This is a genomic window from Methylobacterium sp. E-005, assembly GCF_022829725.1.
Lineage (GTDB): Bacteria > Pseudomonadota > Alphaproteobacteria > Rhizobiales > Beijerinckiaceae > Methylobacterium.
The window spans coordinates 1-15,169 of the sequence record NZ_JAKSYG010000256.1 but is presented as its reverse complement, the minus strand read 5'-3'; the positions used below and the strand labels follow the sequence as shown (position 1 = coordinate 15,169).

13 protein-coding genes and 3 pseudogenes are annotated in these 15,169 nt (G+C 66.1%); 10 read left to right on the top strand and 6 right to left on the bottom strand.

Going from position 1 to position 15,169, the window contains the following annotated elements; translation table 11 throughout:
* Positions 1-215: 215 nt before the first annotated feature.
* The 6 genes from MKK88_RS31030 to MKK88_RS31005 all read left to right on the top strand — a co-directional run bounded on the left by MKK88_RS31030 (position 216) and on the right by MKK88_RS31005 (position 6,084).
* Positions 216-758: a TetR/AcrR family transcriptional regulator gene (locus tag MKK88_RS31030; RefSeq protein ID WP_244007203.1), complete on the top strand. Its 543-nt coding sequence runs from the start codon at positions 216-218 to the stop codon at positions 756-758.
* A gap of 144 nt (positions 759-902) precedes the next feature.
* Entirely contained in the window at positions 903-2,195 is a 1,293-nt protein-coding gene (gene fabF / locus MKK88_RS31025; protein WP_244007201.1) for a beta-ketoacyl-ACP synthase II, read from the top strand.
* Between the two features lie 141 nt (positions 2,196-2,336).
* Positions 2,337-2,924, top strand: coding sequence for a PaaI family thioesterase (locus tag MKK88_RS31020; protein WP_244007199.1), 588 nt, complete (start codon positions 2,337-2,339; stop codon positions 2,922-2,924).
* Positions 2,925-2,957: 33 nt separating this feature from the next.
* Positions 2,958-4,136 (top strand): thiolase family protein, encoded by a 1,179-nt coding sequence (locus MKK88_RS31015; protein ID WP_244007198.1) that lies wholly within the window; start codon positions 2,958-2,960, stop codon positions 4,134-4,136.
* Positions 4,137-4,493: 357 nt separating this feature from the next.
* On the top strand, positions 4,494-5,390 hold the full coding sequence (locus MKK88_RS31010) for an alpha/beta fold hydrolase (protein WP_244007196.1): 897 nt from the start codon (positions 4,494-4,496) through the stop codon (positions 5,388-5,390).
* 202 nt (positions 5,391-5,592) lie between these two features.
* Positions 5,593-6,084: a DUF302 domain-containing protein gene (locus MKK88_RS31005; protein WP_244007194.1), complete on the top strand. Its 492-nt coding sequence runs from the start codon at positions 5,593-5,595 to the stop codon at positions 6,082-6,084.
* A 255-nt stretch (positions 6,085-6,339) separates the two neighbouring features.
* Here MKK88_RS31005 and MKK88_RS31000 read toward each other — a convergent pair whose 3' ends face one another.
* Together MKK88_RS31000 and MKK88_RS30995 are read right to left on the bottom strand one after the other, a co-directional pair.
* Positions 6,340-6,567, bottom strand: coding sequence for a hypothetical protein (locus tag MKK88_RS31000; protein ID WP_244007193.1), 228 nt, complete (start codon positions 6,565-6,567; stop codon positions 6,340-6,342).
* Positions 6,568-6,718: 151 nt separating this feature from the next.
* Positions 6,719-7,030, bottom strand: coding sequence for a hypothetical protein (locus tag MKK88_RS30995; RefSeq protein ID WP_244007191.1), 312 nt, complete (start codon positions 7,028-7,030; stop codon positions 6,719-6,721).
* Positions 7,031-7,254: 224 nt separating this feature from the next.
* Here MKK88_RS30995 and MKK88_RS30990 point away from each other — a divergent pair, with 224 nt between their 5' ends.
* Positions 7,255-7,704, top strand: a complete 450-nt coding sequence (locus MKK88_RS30990) for a MarR family winged helix-turn-helix transcriptional regulator (protein WP_244007189.1) — start codon at positions 7,255-7,257, stop codon at positions 7,702-7,704.
* Positions 7,705-8,102: 398 nt separating this feature from the next.
* On the opposite strand, the gene MKK88_RS30985 is transcribed toward MKK88_RS30990, so the two are convergent.
* Positions 8,103-9,218: a glycosyltransferase gene (locus MKK88_RS30985; RefSeq protein WP_244007187.1), complete on the bottom strand. Its 1,116-nt coding sequence runs from the start codon at positions 9,216-9,218 to the stop codon at positions 8,103-8,105.
* Positions 9,219-9,638: 420 nt separating this feature from the next.
* Here MKK88_RS30985 and MKK88_RS30980 point away from each other — a divergent pair, with 420 nt between their 5' ends.
* Together MKK88_RS30980 and MKK88_RS30970 are read left to right on the top strand one after the other, a co-directional pair.
* Positions 9,639-10,901 carry a glycosyltransferase family 4 protein gene (locus tag MKK88_RS30980; RefSeq protein ID WP_244007185.1) on the top strand — a complete coding sequence of 421 codons (1,263 nt, stop codon included), beginning with the start codon at positions 9,639-9,641 and terminating at the stop codon, positions 10,899-10,901.
* A 566-nt stretch (positions 10,902-11,467) separates the two neighbouring features.
* Positions 11,468-12,358 (top strand): annotated as a pseudogene (locus tag MKK88_RS30970) (IS481 family transposase).
* Positions 12,359-12,379: 21 nt separating this feature from the next.
* Here the strand turns inward: MKK88_RS30970 and MKK88_RS30965 are convergent.
* Together MKK88_RS30965 and MKK88_RS30960 are read right to left on the bottom strand one after the other, a co-directional pair.
* A pseudogene (locus tag MKK88_RS30965) lies at positions 12,380-12,526 on the bottom strand (IS701 family transposase); the annotation flags it as partial.
* 631 nt (positions 12,527-13,157) lie between these two features.
* Positions 13,158-13,856 (bottom strand): glutathione S-transferase family protein, encoded by a 699-nt coding sequence (locus MKK88_RS30960; RefSeq protein ID WP_244007183.1) that lies wholly within the window; start codon positions 13,854-13,856, stop codon positions 13,158-13,160.
* A gap of 110 nt (positions 13,857-13,966) precedes the next feature.
* On the opposite strand from MKK88_RS30960, the gene MKK88_RS30955 reads away from it, so the two are divergent.
* Positions 13,967-14,542: a TetR/AcrR family transcriptional regulator gene (locus MKK88_RS30955; RefSeq protein WP_244007181.1), complete on the top strand. Its 576-nt coding sequence runs from the start codon at positions 13,967-13,969 to the stop codon at positions 14,540-14,542.
* Positions 14,543-14,690: 148 nt separating this feature from the next.
* On the opposite strand, the pseudogene MKK88_RS30950 reads toward MKK88_RS30955, so the two are convergent.
* A pseudogene (locus MKK88_RS30950) lies at positions 14,691-15,169 on the bottom strand (DUF4113 domain-containing protein); the annotation flags it as partial.

Genomic DNA, 15,169 nt, shown 5'->3' with positions numbered 1-15,169 from the left:
TCCCGGTGAGGGGGTATTCCGGGATCGCGCGTTCGTCGGCCGAACGCGCGGTGCACCGGCCGGCCTGCGACCAGCCCCCCTGCGCAGGCCGGCCGGTTGTCGTGCCGAGTTCGCTTCGCCATTCCCGGCAGCAGCGGGCGGCCGCATGAGGGACGCCCCTTCTTAGATGACGTTTCGCATCTATATTGGACCCAAGAACGCCGGAGAATCAGGCAATGCCCAGGGTCTCGCAGGAACAGGCCAAGCTCAACCGCCGCCGCGTCGTCGAGGTCGCCGCGTCGCTGTTCCGGGAGCGCGGCATCAATGGCGTCGGCGTGGCCGACATCATGGCGTCCGCCGGCCTCACCCATGGAGGGTTCTACGGCCAGTTCGCCAACAAGGAAGCGCTCGCGGCCGAGGCGTTCGATTCCGCGCTGGATGAGGACTACCGGGGGGCCGTCGACACCATCATTGCCAACTATCTCTCCCTCGCGCACGTCCGGGCACCCGGGATGGGCTGTCCTCTCGCCGCCCTGGCAAATGACGTCGCGCGGGAGCCGCGGGGCGGCCCCGTGCGTGCGCGCTTCACCCAAGGCGTCGAGCGCATGGCCTCCATCCTCGCCGGCCTGACGCCCAGGGCAGCCAGGGAGCGCCGCAGGCAGCGGTCGCTGGCGACGCTTTCGACGATCGTCGGTGCCGTCGTCCTGGCGCGGGCGGTCGACGACGAGGCGTTGGCGACCGAGCTCATCGAGGCGGCGCGGACTTCCGTCTCGGCATGACATCCACGGGACCGGGCCGACCGTGACGGCTCGCGCCTGACGGCGGCGCGTCCCTGACGACCTGAAGGAATGTCGGTGCCCGGCCTGTCGGGACCTGCCTGTGCCGTGCGCCGCTGCGCGTACGATCTCGGCGAGAGGATATCCATGCGCGAACGGATCGTGGTCACCGGTATGGGCGTCGTGTCCCCCCTCGGATGCAGCGTCGAGGGCCTGTGGCGCAGGCTTGTCGCATCCGGGTCCGGGCTGCGGCGCCTGCCGGACGACCTGGTCCCCGACATCGACGCGAAGGTTGCCGGGCTCGTGCCGTCCCGGGAGGAGGACCCGGATGGGTTCGATCCGGATGCCCTCATCCCGGTGAAGGACCGCCGCAAGATGGACCGCTTCATCCAGTTCACGCTGGCGGCTGCGGACCAGGCGCTCCGGCAGTCGGGCTGGACGCCGTCCAGCGAAGCGGAACGCATTCGCACCGCGACCGTCGTGGCATCCGGCATCGGTGGCTTCCAGAGCATCACCGACGCGGTCGAGACCGTACGCACCCGTGGCGCGCAGCGCCTGTCGCCCTTCACCGTGCCGTCCTTCCTGGTCAACCTGGCCGCCGGCCACGTCTCCATCCGGTACGGCTTCAAGGGACCGCTCGGCGCGCCCGTCACCGCCTGCGCGGCGAGCGTCCAGGCCATCGGGGACGGAATGCGCCTCATCCGCGGCGGCGAGGCGGACGTCGTCGTCTGCGGCGGCGCGGAAGCCTGCGTCACCCGGGTCGCGCTCGGTGGCTTCGCTGCAGCCCGCAGCCTCTCGACGGCCTACAACGACACGCCCGAGGCCGCCTCCCGTCCCTTCGACCGAAGCCGCGACGGCTTCGTCATGGGCGAGGGTGCCGGCATCCTTGTGCTGGAGACCTTGGACCATGCACGGGCGCGCGGTGCCGTCCCGCTGGCCGAACTGGTCGGGTACGGCACCAGCGCCGACGCCTACCACCTCACCGCCGGCCCGGCGGACGGCAGCGGCGCCCGGCAGGCGATCACCGCGGCCCTGGCGATGGCGGGGCTCGAACCCGCCGCCATCGGCTACGTGAACGCGCACGCGACCGCGACCTCGGTCGGTGATGCCGGCGAACTGGCGGCGCTCAAGTCCGTCTTCGGCGAAGGCGGACCGGCTATTTCCTCGACCAAGTCCGCGACCGGGCATCTCCTCGGCGCGGCCGGCGGCCTGGAAGCCATCATCACGGTTCAGGCGCTGCGCGAGGGCATCCTCCCGCCCACGCTCAACCTGACGGACCCCGACGAGGCTGCGGCCGGCCTGGACCTGATCGGTCCGTCGGCCCGGCGGGCATCCGTGGACTATGCGCTGTCGAACGGCTTCGGGTTCGGGGGCGTGAATGCGAGCATCGTCCTGAGGCGGATGCCCATCGGCCGAGAAGTTTCCACGCTCGAAAGTTAGTCCGCCGCGATTGGAACTTCGCGGCGGTTGACGTGTCTTCGCTGAGCTAATAAATGTTGACCATCATATTTAATCTGAATCTGAGTCGTCGGCCGGGCCTCGTCCGGCCACCCCTCGGCAAGGCATGGAAGTTCACACCCTATGAACAGCGCCAACCGAGCCGCTGACCGGACATCGTCCGACGGCATCCTGCGCATCGACAGGCCGGAACCTTGGGGTAAGGCCAGTCCCCTCGGCGGCGAATCCGGGCTGGACCTGCTTCGCGCCATGGTGGCGGGCGAGATCCTTCCTCCGCCCGCTATGGCCCTGCTCGGCATTGAGCTGGTCTCGGTCCGGGACGGCGGCGCGACGCTGCGCCGGAAGCCGGGCGACTACGTCTACAATCCCATGGGACCGGTCCACGGCAGCGCCGTGGCGGCCCTGTTCGACCTGGCCCTCGGTTCCGCGATCCAGTCCGCCCTGCCGAACGGTCGAACCTACACGACGCTGGACACCCGGATCAGCTACCTGCGTCCCATCACGGCCAAGTCAGGAACCCTCACCGTGACGGCGCGGGCCGTCGACGTCTGGGAGCGGGAGGCGGCGGCCGAGGCGCAGCTCACCGATGCGGACGGCCAGGTCTGCGCCACGGCGACGATGACCGGCACCGTCGTCGAGAGACCCCGCGAAGGCTCCCCGGAGAAGCCGAACCGGACGTGGGACGTCTCCGACTGGTTCAAGATCTCCTGACACCTCGCCGCCCAGTGACTTGGAGGCCCGACCATGCGTGACATCGTCCTCTGCAATCCCGTTCGGACCGCCATCGGCGCCTACGGCGGTGGCCTGAAAGGCGTCGCCGCCACCGAACTCGGCGCGATCGTGGTCCGCGAGACCCTTCGCCGTTCGGGGCTGGAGGGCGGCAGGCTCGGGAGCGTGACGATGGGCAACGTCGTCCAGGCCGGGAACCGCATGAACCCGGCCCGCCAGGCCGCGGTGAACGGGGGCGTCCCTGTCCCGGTGCCGGCCCTGACGGTGAACCGGGTCTGCGGCTCCGGCGCCCAGGCCATCGTGACGGCCGCCGACGAGATCCGGCTCGGCCACCACGATGTCGCGCTGGCAGGCGGCATGGAGAACATGGACCGGGCGCCGTACCTGATGGAGGGCGGTCGCTGGGGCCATCGCATGGGCCATGCCCAGATCCTCGACAGCATGCTGAGCGACGGGCTCAACGACGCCTTCTCGGGCGAGCATTCCGGGTGGCACACCGAGGATCTTGCGACGCGCGCCCAGATCGGTCGCGAGGCCCAGGATGCCTGGGCGGCCCGCTCCCAGGTGCGGTTCGAGAAAGCCCGATCCGCAGGCGCGTTCGATGCCGAGATCGTCGCCGTCGAGGTCAAGGGCCGCAAGGGGATGGAGACCTTCGCCCTCGACGAGGCGCCGAGGCCGGAGACCACCGTTGACACGCTGGCGAAGCTCAAGCCCGCCTTCCGCAAGGACGGGACGATCACGGCTGGCAACGCGCCCGGCTTGAACTCCGGTGCGGCGGCGATGCTCGTGGCCGAGCGGGGTTTCGCCGACGCCAACGGCCTGGAGGCGTTCGGGCACCTCGTGGCCTACGGTATCGGGGCCTGCGAGCCGGGCCTGTTCGGGCTGGGGCCGGTGCCCGCCGTCCGCCAGGCGCTGGAGCGTGCCGGGTGGTCGCTCGGCGATCTGGAGCGCGTCGAGATCAACGAGGCTTTCGCGGTCGTACCCCTGGCGGTCGCCAAGGAACTCGGCCTGCCGGAGGACATCATCAACGTCGAGGGTGGCGCCATCGCACATGGCCATCCCATCGGCGCGACCGGCGCGGTCCTGACGACCCGCCTGCTCCACTCCATGCGTCGCGACGGCATCCGGCGCGGTCTGGTCACCCTCTGCATCGGCGGGGGACAGGGCATCGCGCTCGCGGTCGAGGCCGCCTGACGGGCCTACTCCTGCGTTCCGGCCGGCCCGGAGCCCTCCGTCGACAAGCGAGGACATGGCCATGATCGGGTCCACGGTTCGGAAACTGCGCTCGCCGGCTACGTGGCGAAGCCTTTGGGAGAGGCTCGCGGCGATGGAGGCCGCCCTGTCCACGACCGAGGCGGAGATCCACGATCGGCGCATCTCACGGCTCGAAGCGGAGATGGCCGAGTTGCGCGCACGGACTGGCCTCCCGCCTCTCGCCGACCGGTCGAGAGCGGCGGAGTCGTCCTGCCTGCCCTGAGCGGCATCGGAGGCCGGGCTCTCAACGAGCGCGGGATGGTCGCGAGGATCTGGTTGCCGAAGGAAGGCGTAGTGATGTCGCAAGTAACGCTCGACACCGTCGAGGATGACGCCCGGACGTACACGCGCCGCTGGCTCCACGCGGGTGACATCGCTTACGCCACGCTGAAGGACGGGACCCGGATGCGCTACGTCAGGTCCGGAGAGGGGCCGGATCTCGTCCTCACGCATACCGTGCGCACGCAGCTGGACATCTTCCAGTTCGTGATCCCCCTGCTGTCGCGGCACTTCACCGTCTACGCCCTCGACCTGCCGGGTTTCGGTTGGTCGGACCTGCTGCCGGAGCGGCCGAAGGACGAGCCGACGCTCCGGGCGCAGCTCAAGGACTTCCTGCAGGTGCTCGGTCTCCGCCGGCCGATCCTGGCCGGCGAGTCGATCGGTGCCACGCTGTCCCTCTCGCTGGCGGCGGAACTCGGGGACGGGGTGGACCGCGTCGTGGCCTTCAACACCTACGACTACCTGCCCGGTCTGGAGCGTGCCAACCTGCTCGCGTCCATCATCGTCAAGAGCGTGCGTGCTCCCCTGATAGGCCCGGTCTTCGCGGCGACCGAGAACCGTTCGATCACCGGCGGCATCCTCAAGGGCGGCTTCGCCGACCCGCGGAAGCTGCCCGACGACCTGCTGGACGAGATCTCGCGCGTGGGCATGCGTCGCGATTACGGGAAGGGCATGCGGCGACTCCTGAAGGCGCTCCCGAGCTTCGTCGCGGCCCGTTCGCGATACGGCGCCATCAAGGCCCCCGTCACGCTCGTCTGGGGTGAGCGCGACTGGTCTTCCCGCGAGGACCGCGCCGGCGTCGAACGGAGCGTGCCTGCGCCGAAGGTCATCACCCTCGCAAACACGGGCCATTTCAGCGCGCTGGAGCGTCCTCAGGACTGGGCGAACATCGTCGTCTCGGCCACGACGAACTGAACGTGGGAAGCCCGATATGTCCGATGCGACCATGGTCTCGCAGGGTTACCGGCACTGGCAGCCGTCGAATGAAGCAGGGCGGATTCTTCGAGCAGCCACCGGCCCGTCCCGCCGAACCGTGATGTTCGGGAGCGGAGCCTTCGTGCTTGCCGGTAACGCCGCTCACGGCGCCGGGCATTCCCCAGGAGGAGCAGGAGTCCCGATGAAGAACCCCGAGATATCGTTTGTTCCCGTCACGACCGAGCACGTCACGATCCGGTCAGCGAAGCCGTTCGAGGCGGTGCGGGCGGCCTTGGAGGCCGCGGTGCCCCTTATCGACAATGCCTACGTTCAGCTTCTGGCCGCGGGAAAGGTGGATGCGGCCCGCGACCTTCTGCGGAAGCAGGCACCCCTCTCGATCTTCGGTACGCGAAACCACGGCCAGTTGCTGCAGGTCGCCGGACTGCAACGCCGGGCGATCCAGTACGACATCGGCAACCCGCTCACGGCCTCCGAGATGACGCGCCACGTCCTCTCGTCCGCGCTCTACGCCCCGATCAGGGTGCTCCTGAGCGAGGACCACGACGGACGCGCCGTCTTCGAGTACGACCGGCCGAAGACCAGTTTCGGTCAGTTCGGCGACAAGGACGTCGATGCGGTGGCGGGCGCGCTCGACGGACGCCTGCGTGAGGCGCTGGTGGCTGCGTCCACCTAAACCGTAACGCGTCCTGGGAGCATCGGGCCACACGATGGGCTCTGACGGTTCCTGGACGCGCGGCGTCCGTGGCGCGATCCGGGGCCGTCGGTCGTGAGGTGTCCCGGGCCGGCCCGTCAACGACGCGCCCGGGTCGCGGTCGAAGACCGCGAGAAAGGCTTGGCGGGCTTGTCCTTTCCGGTGCGCCCTCAGCGATGACTCACGCGTCGGTGCGGGTTCGAGGGCCCTCGCCACCCGGAGGCCGAGGCTTTCGCCTCAACGGTCCGCCACGCTGCCGGCCACGGCCACGACGGGCCGGGACGCACCGGCGGGCGGTACCAAGGACGGCGTGGTGGTCAATTCCGAGGCCGGATGCACCGCCGCCGCGGTGCGGGCCTGCTCGCGATAGATCGGCGGCGTGACGTTGATGCGGCCATCCGCCTTTGCCGCGCCCACCATGATGACGATCGCGAAGGCGGAGAGAACGAGCGAGCGCATGTTCATGACGTCATTCCTTCGGGATGCGCAGGGCTTGAGCCCCGTTCCATTCACCGTATGACTTGCCGAATGCCGGGATTGGGACGAATGTCATCGACGTAGTCTTCGATGACATTCATCTTGCTTGCGGCGACCGGTAATTTTCAGTGGCAATGCTTCAGTAGTTCGGGGCGTCGAGCCACGAGCCCCAGACATTGATCCTGCGGGGAGCCGGCCGGTCGACTGCGGTCCCGGTCGTGACAGACCCCGCCAAGCCCGAGGCGTAGGACTGACCGGGTGAGACGGAGGCTTTGGCCTCGGCGTTTCTGCCGCGGTGCGCCGCGGAGGGGACGCCTAAATGCGAGCCGGGCACGTTGAAGGTGTGTCCCCAGGCCTCGAAGGTCTGTGCCTGCTGGGCCAGGGCCGGAGCTGCGATGGTCGCCAGGCTGGTGGCGACGACTACGGCGGCGAAGGCGGATCGAACGGTCATGATGGGTCTCCTATTCACGTCAGCGTCGGAAGCTGCGTGGTCCGAGCGGACCGGCCCCTCGGCGTGCTCCGATTACGTTGATATAAACCTTTTTCGGCGGGCGGCCGTGCGCCACCGCACATGAGTTGATATCAACATTTATGGCGCGGCTTTCGGCTTCGGGGATTGCGGGACGCGCGGATGCCCCTCATATCGTTGGTATCAACTATTTTCGGGAGCTTCACGTGGCATCCGGCGCCGAAATGACCTCGACCATCGCCGCGTCCGTCGAGCAAACCTGCTTCAGCTTCGCGGCCCAGCGGGCGGCCCGCGCCATCGGCCGTCGCTATGACGCGGCCCTGCGTCCGACGGGACTGTCGAACTGGCAATTCACGCTGCTGATGATGCTCATTCGCGACGAGGCGCCGACCATAGGTACCCTGGCGCACAACCTGGCGATGGACCGGACGACCGTCACTGCCAACCTGAAGCCCTTGGAGAACCGTGGGCTCCTCGCGACTCAGCCCGATGCCGAGGACCGGCGCGTCAGGCGCGTCATTCCCACGGACGAAGGGCGGGCGCTCCTGTCACGGGCGTATCCCCTGTGGGAGAAAGCCCAGGAAGCCTGCGCGGGCCAACTCGGCAAGGCCGGCCAGAAGGCCTTCCGTTCCGCTGTTGACACGCTGTCGACGTAAGCCGGCCCGGCCGCACGCCTCGTCCAGCTGATCCAAAATGCCCAGACCGGCGCAACCTTGCCCCGTTAGGCACAAGCCATCAGCCAATCCCTGAGCGTCCGCATTTTGCGGTTTCGGGTCCGAAAGCGGAACGGCAAAAAACCACCCTGAGCCGTCATTCCGATAGCGACCCAACCCAGCCGCCTGGAGCAGTATGAGCGCGTTCCATAAGCAGTCATTAGTCGGTCGTCCGGCAACTTCGGCTCGGGGTGAATAGCGGAAACGCCGGTTCTGGATATGACGACACTGAAACCGGATCTTCAGTCTGCACAAGTCGGTTAGCGATGCTCTGCTCCGGGTATTGGACACCCGCGCTGCCGAGTCGTTGCTGTCAGATTTCTGCCATTGCTGCGATGGCCTTAACCTTCCGCTGTCAGCAGCTCTCTCCAGGAGGTCCTGAAGGAGGCTTGGGAGAAGCGATCGAGCGACAACTTCATCTCGGCGAGGCGGTGCCCCTTCTCCTCCTCGCCCATGCCGAGCGCCTCGTCCATCCCGCGGCTGATCGAACCAAGGTCGTCGCAGTCGACCGCGATCGCGTTGGGGCCCGCCACCTCGAAGAGCACGCTGTCGCGCGTCACGATCGGCATGAGGTCGCTGTTGATAGCCTCGGCGACCGGGACGCCGAAGCCTTCAAGCCGGCTCGCGAGCGCGAAGGCGCGGGCGTGGGCGTAGAGCCAGGTCAGTTGCCCGTCCGTCACGTAATCTAGGATCCGCACGCCGGGCGTCTCCGCGGCCACCCGCTCAACCTGCTCGAAGCCGGTCTCCCGCGCGCCACAGAGGATGTAGGACACGCCCTCGGCGTGCAGGCGCGATCGGGCGTAGGCCTGGATCATGGTGGCCTGATTTTTGCGGTGTCCAAGGCTCCCCACGGTCAGGATGAACGAGCTCGACACCCCCTCGACGGGGGATGCTTTGGCGGAACTCATTTCTTTGCGCACCGGAGGGTAGACCACCCTCGTCCGGGGCAAGGCGCCGTACAGCCGGGCGAACTCGTCCGACGAGAACCGGCTGACGAAGACGATCTCCGGCTTGACGGCACAGATCTTTGCGTAGGCGTGCTTGTAAAGGTTCGCGATCCAGCTGTTGTAGAGGTCGGGATGGCTGATGGGGCCGAGATCGTGGCACAGGACGATGTCGTGCGGCCGGAGGCCGGCGTGGATCACGCTGTGGGGGTCGAGGTGCACGCACCGCCCACCCCTGCCGATCGTCGGCAGCGGGTTGAAGCCAAGGACGCTCATGAGGCGCAACTCCGCCTTGAAGCCCGTGTCCAGGCCCAACGAAGACTTCACCTCCTCGTTGACGCCCGCGGCACGGCGCCAATAATGGACAGTGGAGATCACGTCTCTGTTATTGTCGATGATGTCCCGTCCGATAAAGTATTTTCCAGTCTTGTTCTCAAGTGCGGAAGAAAAATCAACGTGCCACGCTTGTCGATAGCGGGCATCGGCATTCCGCGATGGGGAGCCTGTCATCATCGAGCCTGTCTCTCGTCGTCTCCGGAGGCGGTGCATGACGGTTCACGCCGAACCGTCCCAAAATTCGATGCCGTTCGCGCCGCCTGCGCAGGATCTTCGGAGGATTGCGATATTGCGGTCGGAGCCAAGGGCGCTGTCGTACCATGTCCCACGGTTCAGTCGAGCGATCGGCGTGACGTCCGCCCCCGTCGACCTTCTCTTTCAACTTTCATAGCTCGAAACATTATCGGGGCTAGCAGGTTGAAACCTGGATGGCTGACCGGCATTGAATTTCTTGGCGCGAAAAAAGCAAGCCTCGCTGTTGATTACTGAACTCCCGGTTGCGCGAGCTGAGGTCGCCCGGGCCGACCTACCGGACGGTCAATCGATCCGTTGCCTTCCCGCGACGGGCTGGCCCCGCCTATCAGACACAGATGATCCATGAAGATCCTACTTGTCCCCGCCGCGTATTTCCCCGCCCTCGGCGGGACAGAAAGGACGACGCGCGTGATCGCCGAGTCCTTGGCACGACGGGGCCACTCCGTCGCGATTGCAGTTGCCGACATCAGCAGCTTCGCCGGATATTATGACCTCGCCTCCCCCCGCACGGGTCGGCCGCAGCGGGAAACCCTGGACGGCGTCGACATCTACCGGATCGAGCTCTACTCCAGGCTCGTGAGCCAGCAGGCGAAGCTGATCCGCCGCTTCCAGACGCCGCCGAGATCGGGCGAACTCGCGATGAAGGTGCTCAAATACGTGTCGCGCTCGGGCTTCAAGCGGCGCTTGGGCGCCCTGGTGCGCTGGCTGAAGCCGGACGTCATTTTGACGCTCCCGCACCTCCAGCCCCACGTAAAGATGGCGGCCGAAATCGCCCTCTCCGAAAGGATCTATCTCGGGATCTTCCCACACATCCATGCGAACGACCCGTCCTTCCCTCATCGCGACCTGGCTAAGGTCTGCAGGTCGGCCGATCTCTGCATCGCCATCACCGAGCAGGAGCGCAGGAGGCTAGTCGAAGACTACGGCGTCCCGCTCGCAAAGGCGCTATATTCCGGGCTGGGCACGGTGCTGCCCGAGGCTGGCGAGGGTGGGGCCCGCGGTTCGACCCCGACGGACGTCCTGTTCGTCGGCCGGAAGACGGCAACTAAGGGCCTCGCGGTCCTCGCCGAGGCTGTAAAGGGCATGGCCCGGCGGGGCGGCTTCAGAGTCGTCCTCATCGGGGCCAGGGCGCCGGACACCGAGGCGCTGGAGGCCGCCTTCAGGGCCGAACTCGGGGAAGGGCAGTTCGTGAGCGAGCACGATGTGTCCGACGACGAGCTCGACAGGTGGTATCGGCAGAGTAGGCTGGTGGTGCTGCCTTCTAGGATCGAGTCCTTCGGATCCGTCATCCTGGAGGCCTGGGCCCGCGGGCGGCCGATCGTGACCCTGGACCTGCCGATCTTCCGGGAGATCGTGAGCGCGGGCATCGACGGGCTGCTCGTCCCCCCGGACGACGCCGGGGCGCTGTCCAAGGCCATTTCCGACCTGCTGGACGACGAGGCCGAGGCAGACCGGATGGGGCGCGCGGGCCGCGAGAAGGTGGCACAGAATTATACATGGCCATCAGTTGTCGACCGCATCGAGGGCTGCCTCCTGACGGGGTTGGATAGCCGCGCGCGGGCTGCGGGAGAGGGACTCAGTCAAGGCACGACCGCGCAGCGCTGATCGCTCGGATGCTCGCGTCTTGCTCCGATGTTCTGGTGCTTCATGAGCCAGTGCCGGAGCGCACAAGTTCTGTGTAATTCTGCAGGACTCTGCCGGTTCACAGCTTAATGCTTCTCTGGCATGTCACTTTGGCAATGTTTGCTAGGTGAGTTGGGCGCAGCGCAGGCAGCAGGTAGGTGGGCCCGAGAGTCACACCAGCATAGCCTCCCACACGGCCGGAAGGGTTGGCTGGGGCGGTGGCAGGCCACCGTCAGCTTTTCCTCCTGCCCCGCTCGGGCGAAGCGTCTGCGCTGCAGAAAGGCGTAGGGCAGCATGGCCGTCAGCGAGTGTCGCTGCAGTCCGGTTCAGAAGCGGCCCTCGAAATGGTCGAGGCCGAATTCCTCCTCCACTCGCTGGTGTGCCTGCTCGCACACCCGGCGCACCCCGATGGTGCTCACCAGACGGCGTAAGCTGGGTGTTTGATCTCGTGGTGTGGTGGTACGGTTGAGCACCATGCTGCGAGGGATGCGCTAAGTGGCCAGGTTCTCCATGGAAGCGCCACCACGACATAGGCAGTCCGTCGCGCGATCCAGTTACGTGAAGAGAGCGTAAGGTCGTTGGCCAAGCGCTACGGCGTCAGCCCGACGACGGTGCACAAGTGGCGCAAACGGACGAGCACAGCGGATGCCCGGACGGCCCCCAAGGGACCGCGCTCCACCGCGCTCACCGTTGAGCAGGAAGCGATCATCGTCGCCTTCCGCCGGCACACCCTGCTGCTGCTTGACGACTGCCCCTACGGCTTGCAGCCGACGATCCCGCACCTGACGCGATCCTCGCTGCATCGCTGCCTGGAACGGCATTGCAGTAGTCGACTACCCGAGATCGACGGAAACAAACCCAAGAAGCAGCGCTTTGCAACTTACGCTATCGGCTACGTCGACATCGCCGAGGTGAGTGCGGCTGCGGGCAAGCTCAGACTGTTCGTCGCCATTGACCGAACCAGCAAGTTCGTCTTCGTACGGCCGGTGGAAAGCGCCGGCATGATAAAAGCCGCTCAGCTCCTGCGTGACTTCATCGAAGCTGTGCCTTGCCGCATTCACACCGTGATCACATACAATGGCGCTCAGTTCACATAACGTCGGCAGGATATCTACGATAGTCAGCACATCTTCGACCGCGTCTGCGACGAGATATCCATCGGACATCGGCTGACCAAAGTGAACCATCCTTGGACCAATGAACAGGTTGAGCGGATGAACCGCACGATCCAGGACACGACGGTCAAGCGCTACCACTATGACAGCCACGACCAGCTTCGAATGCATCTGCACTTGTTCGTCGATGCCTACAATCACGCGCGTAGACTCAAGACCCTGTAGGGCCTGACACCCACCGAGTTCCTCCTGAATGCCTGGACGAAAGAGCCCAATCGCTTCAGGATCGATCCGTCACACCTCATCCCGAACCTATACACCTAGCCTTCGGCGGCAGGTTGACCCGTAGTACCTACGCTCGCCCGAGGCGAGGTGCTTGCCCACCAGCCACACCTGCTCTTCACCAGGCAGGTGCTGGTTCGCCTTGTCACCAATACGCCACGTGGGGCCGTCTGCGACGCGCATTGGCACCGCGGCGAAGTTTGTCCTGAGCTATCCCTTAGTGGTGAGAACGGGCTTGACAATCAACGTCATACTATCTGTCCAGGCCCGGATCTTAAATCCTGGGTGATGTCATGGCCCGGCAGGCTGAGGTGCATGCGGCCGATTAGTCTCATCAGGCGGTACGCGGCGGCTGGCGAGGCAGCGAACATGATCGTCTACGCCTGCTTGGAACAGGCCTCCGTGACCATTAAAACGGTGCACACCATCGACGGCGATGTGGCTCGCTTCATGGTCCGACAGAGGGGCCTGAACTAAGCAGGTGCAAGCAGCACCCCTGTATTGGTGCCCAACGTAAAGGACGAGAACCGAACGCCCTGAAAGGCGCTCCTGCTCTCTCCTGAGCCCACCGCAGTGAACGTCCGCTTCAAGGTAGTCCACACATCGCGCGGAACGTCCCGGTTGGGTCGTGAGCGGTTCCCACGGCTATGTCCGCTTGATTCACCCGCTGCCCAGTAGCGGACGGGCAGGAGACCACCCAAAGCGGCCGCTCCGCAATCGACCCAACCCAGCCGCCCGGATCGCCGTCGGCGCTTCTCCAAAGCAGCCATCGTAGAACGCCGCTTGAAGCCGGTTTCAACAGCATTGCGGTCGGGCGGATGCCAGCCCGACCGCCGAACACTCATGTGCGATTGTCGATCTCCGGTACGCCGCTGCTACGGTCAGCATAGGCGGCGATGAAGGCCGGTCGAGCCTGCCATCGTCGCCACAGGGCATCGAGATATTCGAACCGCTCATCGAGTGGGGTGGCGTTGACGGGGAACTTGGAGAACGCAATCGCCGTCGCCAACGTGATGTCGGAGAACGTCGGCTGATCGCCACCCAGCAACCAATCGCGGCCATCCGCGAGATGCCGGTCCACGAGAGCGGCATGCGCCAGCGCCACCTTCCGTGAATGCTCGCCCCAGGCCGGGTTGCTGGTCAGTTCGAGCTTCGGGCCCAATCCCTGGTGCAGGACGTGGAAGGCGGTGACGATCGGGTAGAGGATGTGCACCCACACCCGGTTGTCCCACATCTGATCGAGGCCGCGCTCGTGGGCCGTCGCCCCCATGATCTTGCGACCCTCGAACGTGTCGTCGAGGTAGCGCGCGATGGCGGAGGTCTCGCTGAGGTAAGAACCATCGGCGAGCGCGAGCGTCGGTGTCTCGCCCCAGGCGTTCATCTTCAGGTGCCTCCAACCCCGCTGCTCGCCCACCGGCGACATGTTGTAGATCGTCTCGTCGAAGCGGTCGGCGATGCCCTTCTCGTGCATGAAGATCCGCAGGCGCTGCGGGTTAGGGAAGGCCGAGGGGGAGGTGAAGAGCTGGAGCTTGTCGGACATTATGGTCTCGCTTTCCTAAGCCGCCTGTCTGTCAGATGACAGGCAACAAGCTAGGCCTAGCATCTTGCCCCGTCAACCCCTGTCTGCCATATGACAGACGGAGGTTGGACATGGCCGCGACATCAAAGGGAAATGTGAGAGAGGCCATCCTCATGGCCGCCAAGGAGGCGGCGATGGCCTATGGCTACGGCGGCCTCAACTTCCGCGACCTTGCGCAGACCGTCGGCATCAAGGCTGCGAGTATCAGCTACCACTTCGCCAATAAGGCTCTCCTCGGCGAGGCAGTCGCACGGCGCTACTGGGAAGACATCGCCCGCGATCTCGAAGCCATCTCGACGGATGCCCGAAGCCCAACTGAAGCGTTGCAGCGATACCCAAGCATCTTTCGGTTATCGCTTGAGCGCGACAATCGCATGTGCCTGAGCAGCTTCATGGCGACGGAATATGATGAGTTGCCGGAGCCCGTGTTGAAGGAGGTGCAAACCTTCGCCGACGTGAACACCGCTTGGCTGAGCGAACACTTGATCGCCGCCAAACTCGCCTCCCCGGCTGAGGGTGAGTCGAAGGCCAGCGCCATCTATGCTGCTGTCGCCGGGGCGCAGATCATCGCGCGAAGCCGTTCGAACGTACAATTGTTCGACGCGTTGATCGAAAGCTACCGACGGATGGGCTTGCTCCCAAGCTAGTCGAACTGCATGTCCGGCAGTTTCGAGTTTGGCTGCCTTCGCCGCATCCAATTCCCGCCGGGCGACTGGTTCAGCGGGTGTCTCACCCCGAAGCAGACCGTCTGTTTTCCACCCAAAGCACTCGTGACGCCGGACGCTGCGCGCCCTCTGCGTGCGCCACCGGTAGCTCGCCCACCTGCGTCGTGTAGCGCGGCATGCGCATCTCGAACTTGGTGTTCCAGTCCCACCGGCTGACCAGCCCGGCTCGCGCCGGCACCACCGCACCCCGGCCCCAGCGCGCCGATCAGCGCCCGCGGGCTGTGCGACAGCGGCACGAGGTCGTTCGTCACGATCCCGGCCTTCGAGTAGCGCCACGGCCGCTCGCCCGGCTCGCGCCAGGTCTTCGCCACCCCGTGCCGCGCCGCCTTGATCAGCGCCAGCGTGTCCGAGCTGTGCTCGGGCAGGCACACCGTCGTCGAGACCGAGCGCATCGGCGCGCCCCGGTCTTGCTCGCTCGTGTGATAGAAGACCGTCACGTGGTCGGTGCCCAGCCCCTCCCGCCGCAGCTTCTCGCCGAGCCGCGTCGCGTGGGCGGCGACCGCCTCCTCCAGGGTGGCGCGGTCCTCGATCCGCGCGGAGAACGAGCGC

Coding starts and splice junctions, on each gene's coding strand:
- MKK88_RS31030 (WP_244007203.1), top strand. CDS start 216: ATGCCCAGGGTCTCGCAGGAACAGGCCAAGCTCAACCGCCGCCGCGTC.
- fabF (WP_244007201.1), top strand. CDS start 903: ATGCGCGAACGGATCGTGGTCACCGGTATGGGCGTCGTGTCCCCCCTC.
- MKK88_RS31020 (WP_244007199.1), top strand. CDS start 2,337: ATGAACAGCGCCAACCGAGCCGCTGACCGGACATCGTCCGACGGCATC.
- MKK88_RS31015 (WP_244007198.1), top strand. CDS start 2,958: ATGCGTGACATCGTCCTCTGCAATCCCGTTCGGACCGCCATCGGCGCC.
- MKK88_RS31010 (WP_244007196.1), top strand. CDS start 4,494: ATGTCGCAAGTAACGCTCGACACCGTCGAGGATGACGCCCGGACGTAC.
- MKK88_RS31005 (WP_244007194.1), top strand. CDS start 5,593: ATGAAGAACCCCGAGATATCGTTTGTTCCCGTCACGACCGAGCACGTC.
- MKK88_RS31000 (WP_244007193.1), bottom strand. CDS start 6,567: ATGAACATGCGCTCGCTCGTTCTCTCCGCCTTCGCGATCGTCATCATG.
- MKK88_RS30995 (WP_244007191.1), bottom strand. CDS start 7,030: ATGACCGTTCGATCCGCCTTCGCCGCCGTAGTCGTCGCCACCAGCCTG.
- MKK88_RS30985 (WP_244007187.1), bottom strand. CDS start 9,218: ATGATGACAGGCTCCCCATCGCGGAATGCCGATGCCCGCTATCGACAA.
- MKK88_RS30980 (WP_244007185.1), top strand. CDS start 9,639: ATGAAGATCCTACTTGTCCCCGCCGCGTATTTCCCCGCCCTCGGCGGG.
- MKK88_RS30960 (WP_244007183.1), bottom strand. CDS start 13,856: ATGTCCGACAAGCTCCAGCTCTTCACCTCCCCCTCGGCCTTCCCTAAC.
- MKK88_RS30955 (WP_244007181.1), top strand. CDS start 13,967: ATGGCCGCGACATCAAAGGGAAATGTGAGAGAGGCCATCCTCATGGCC.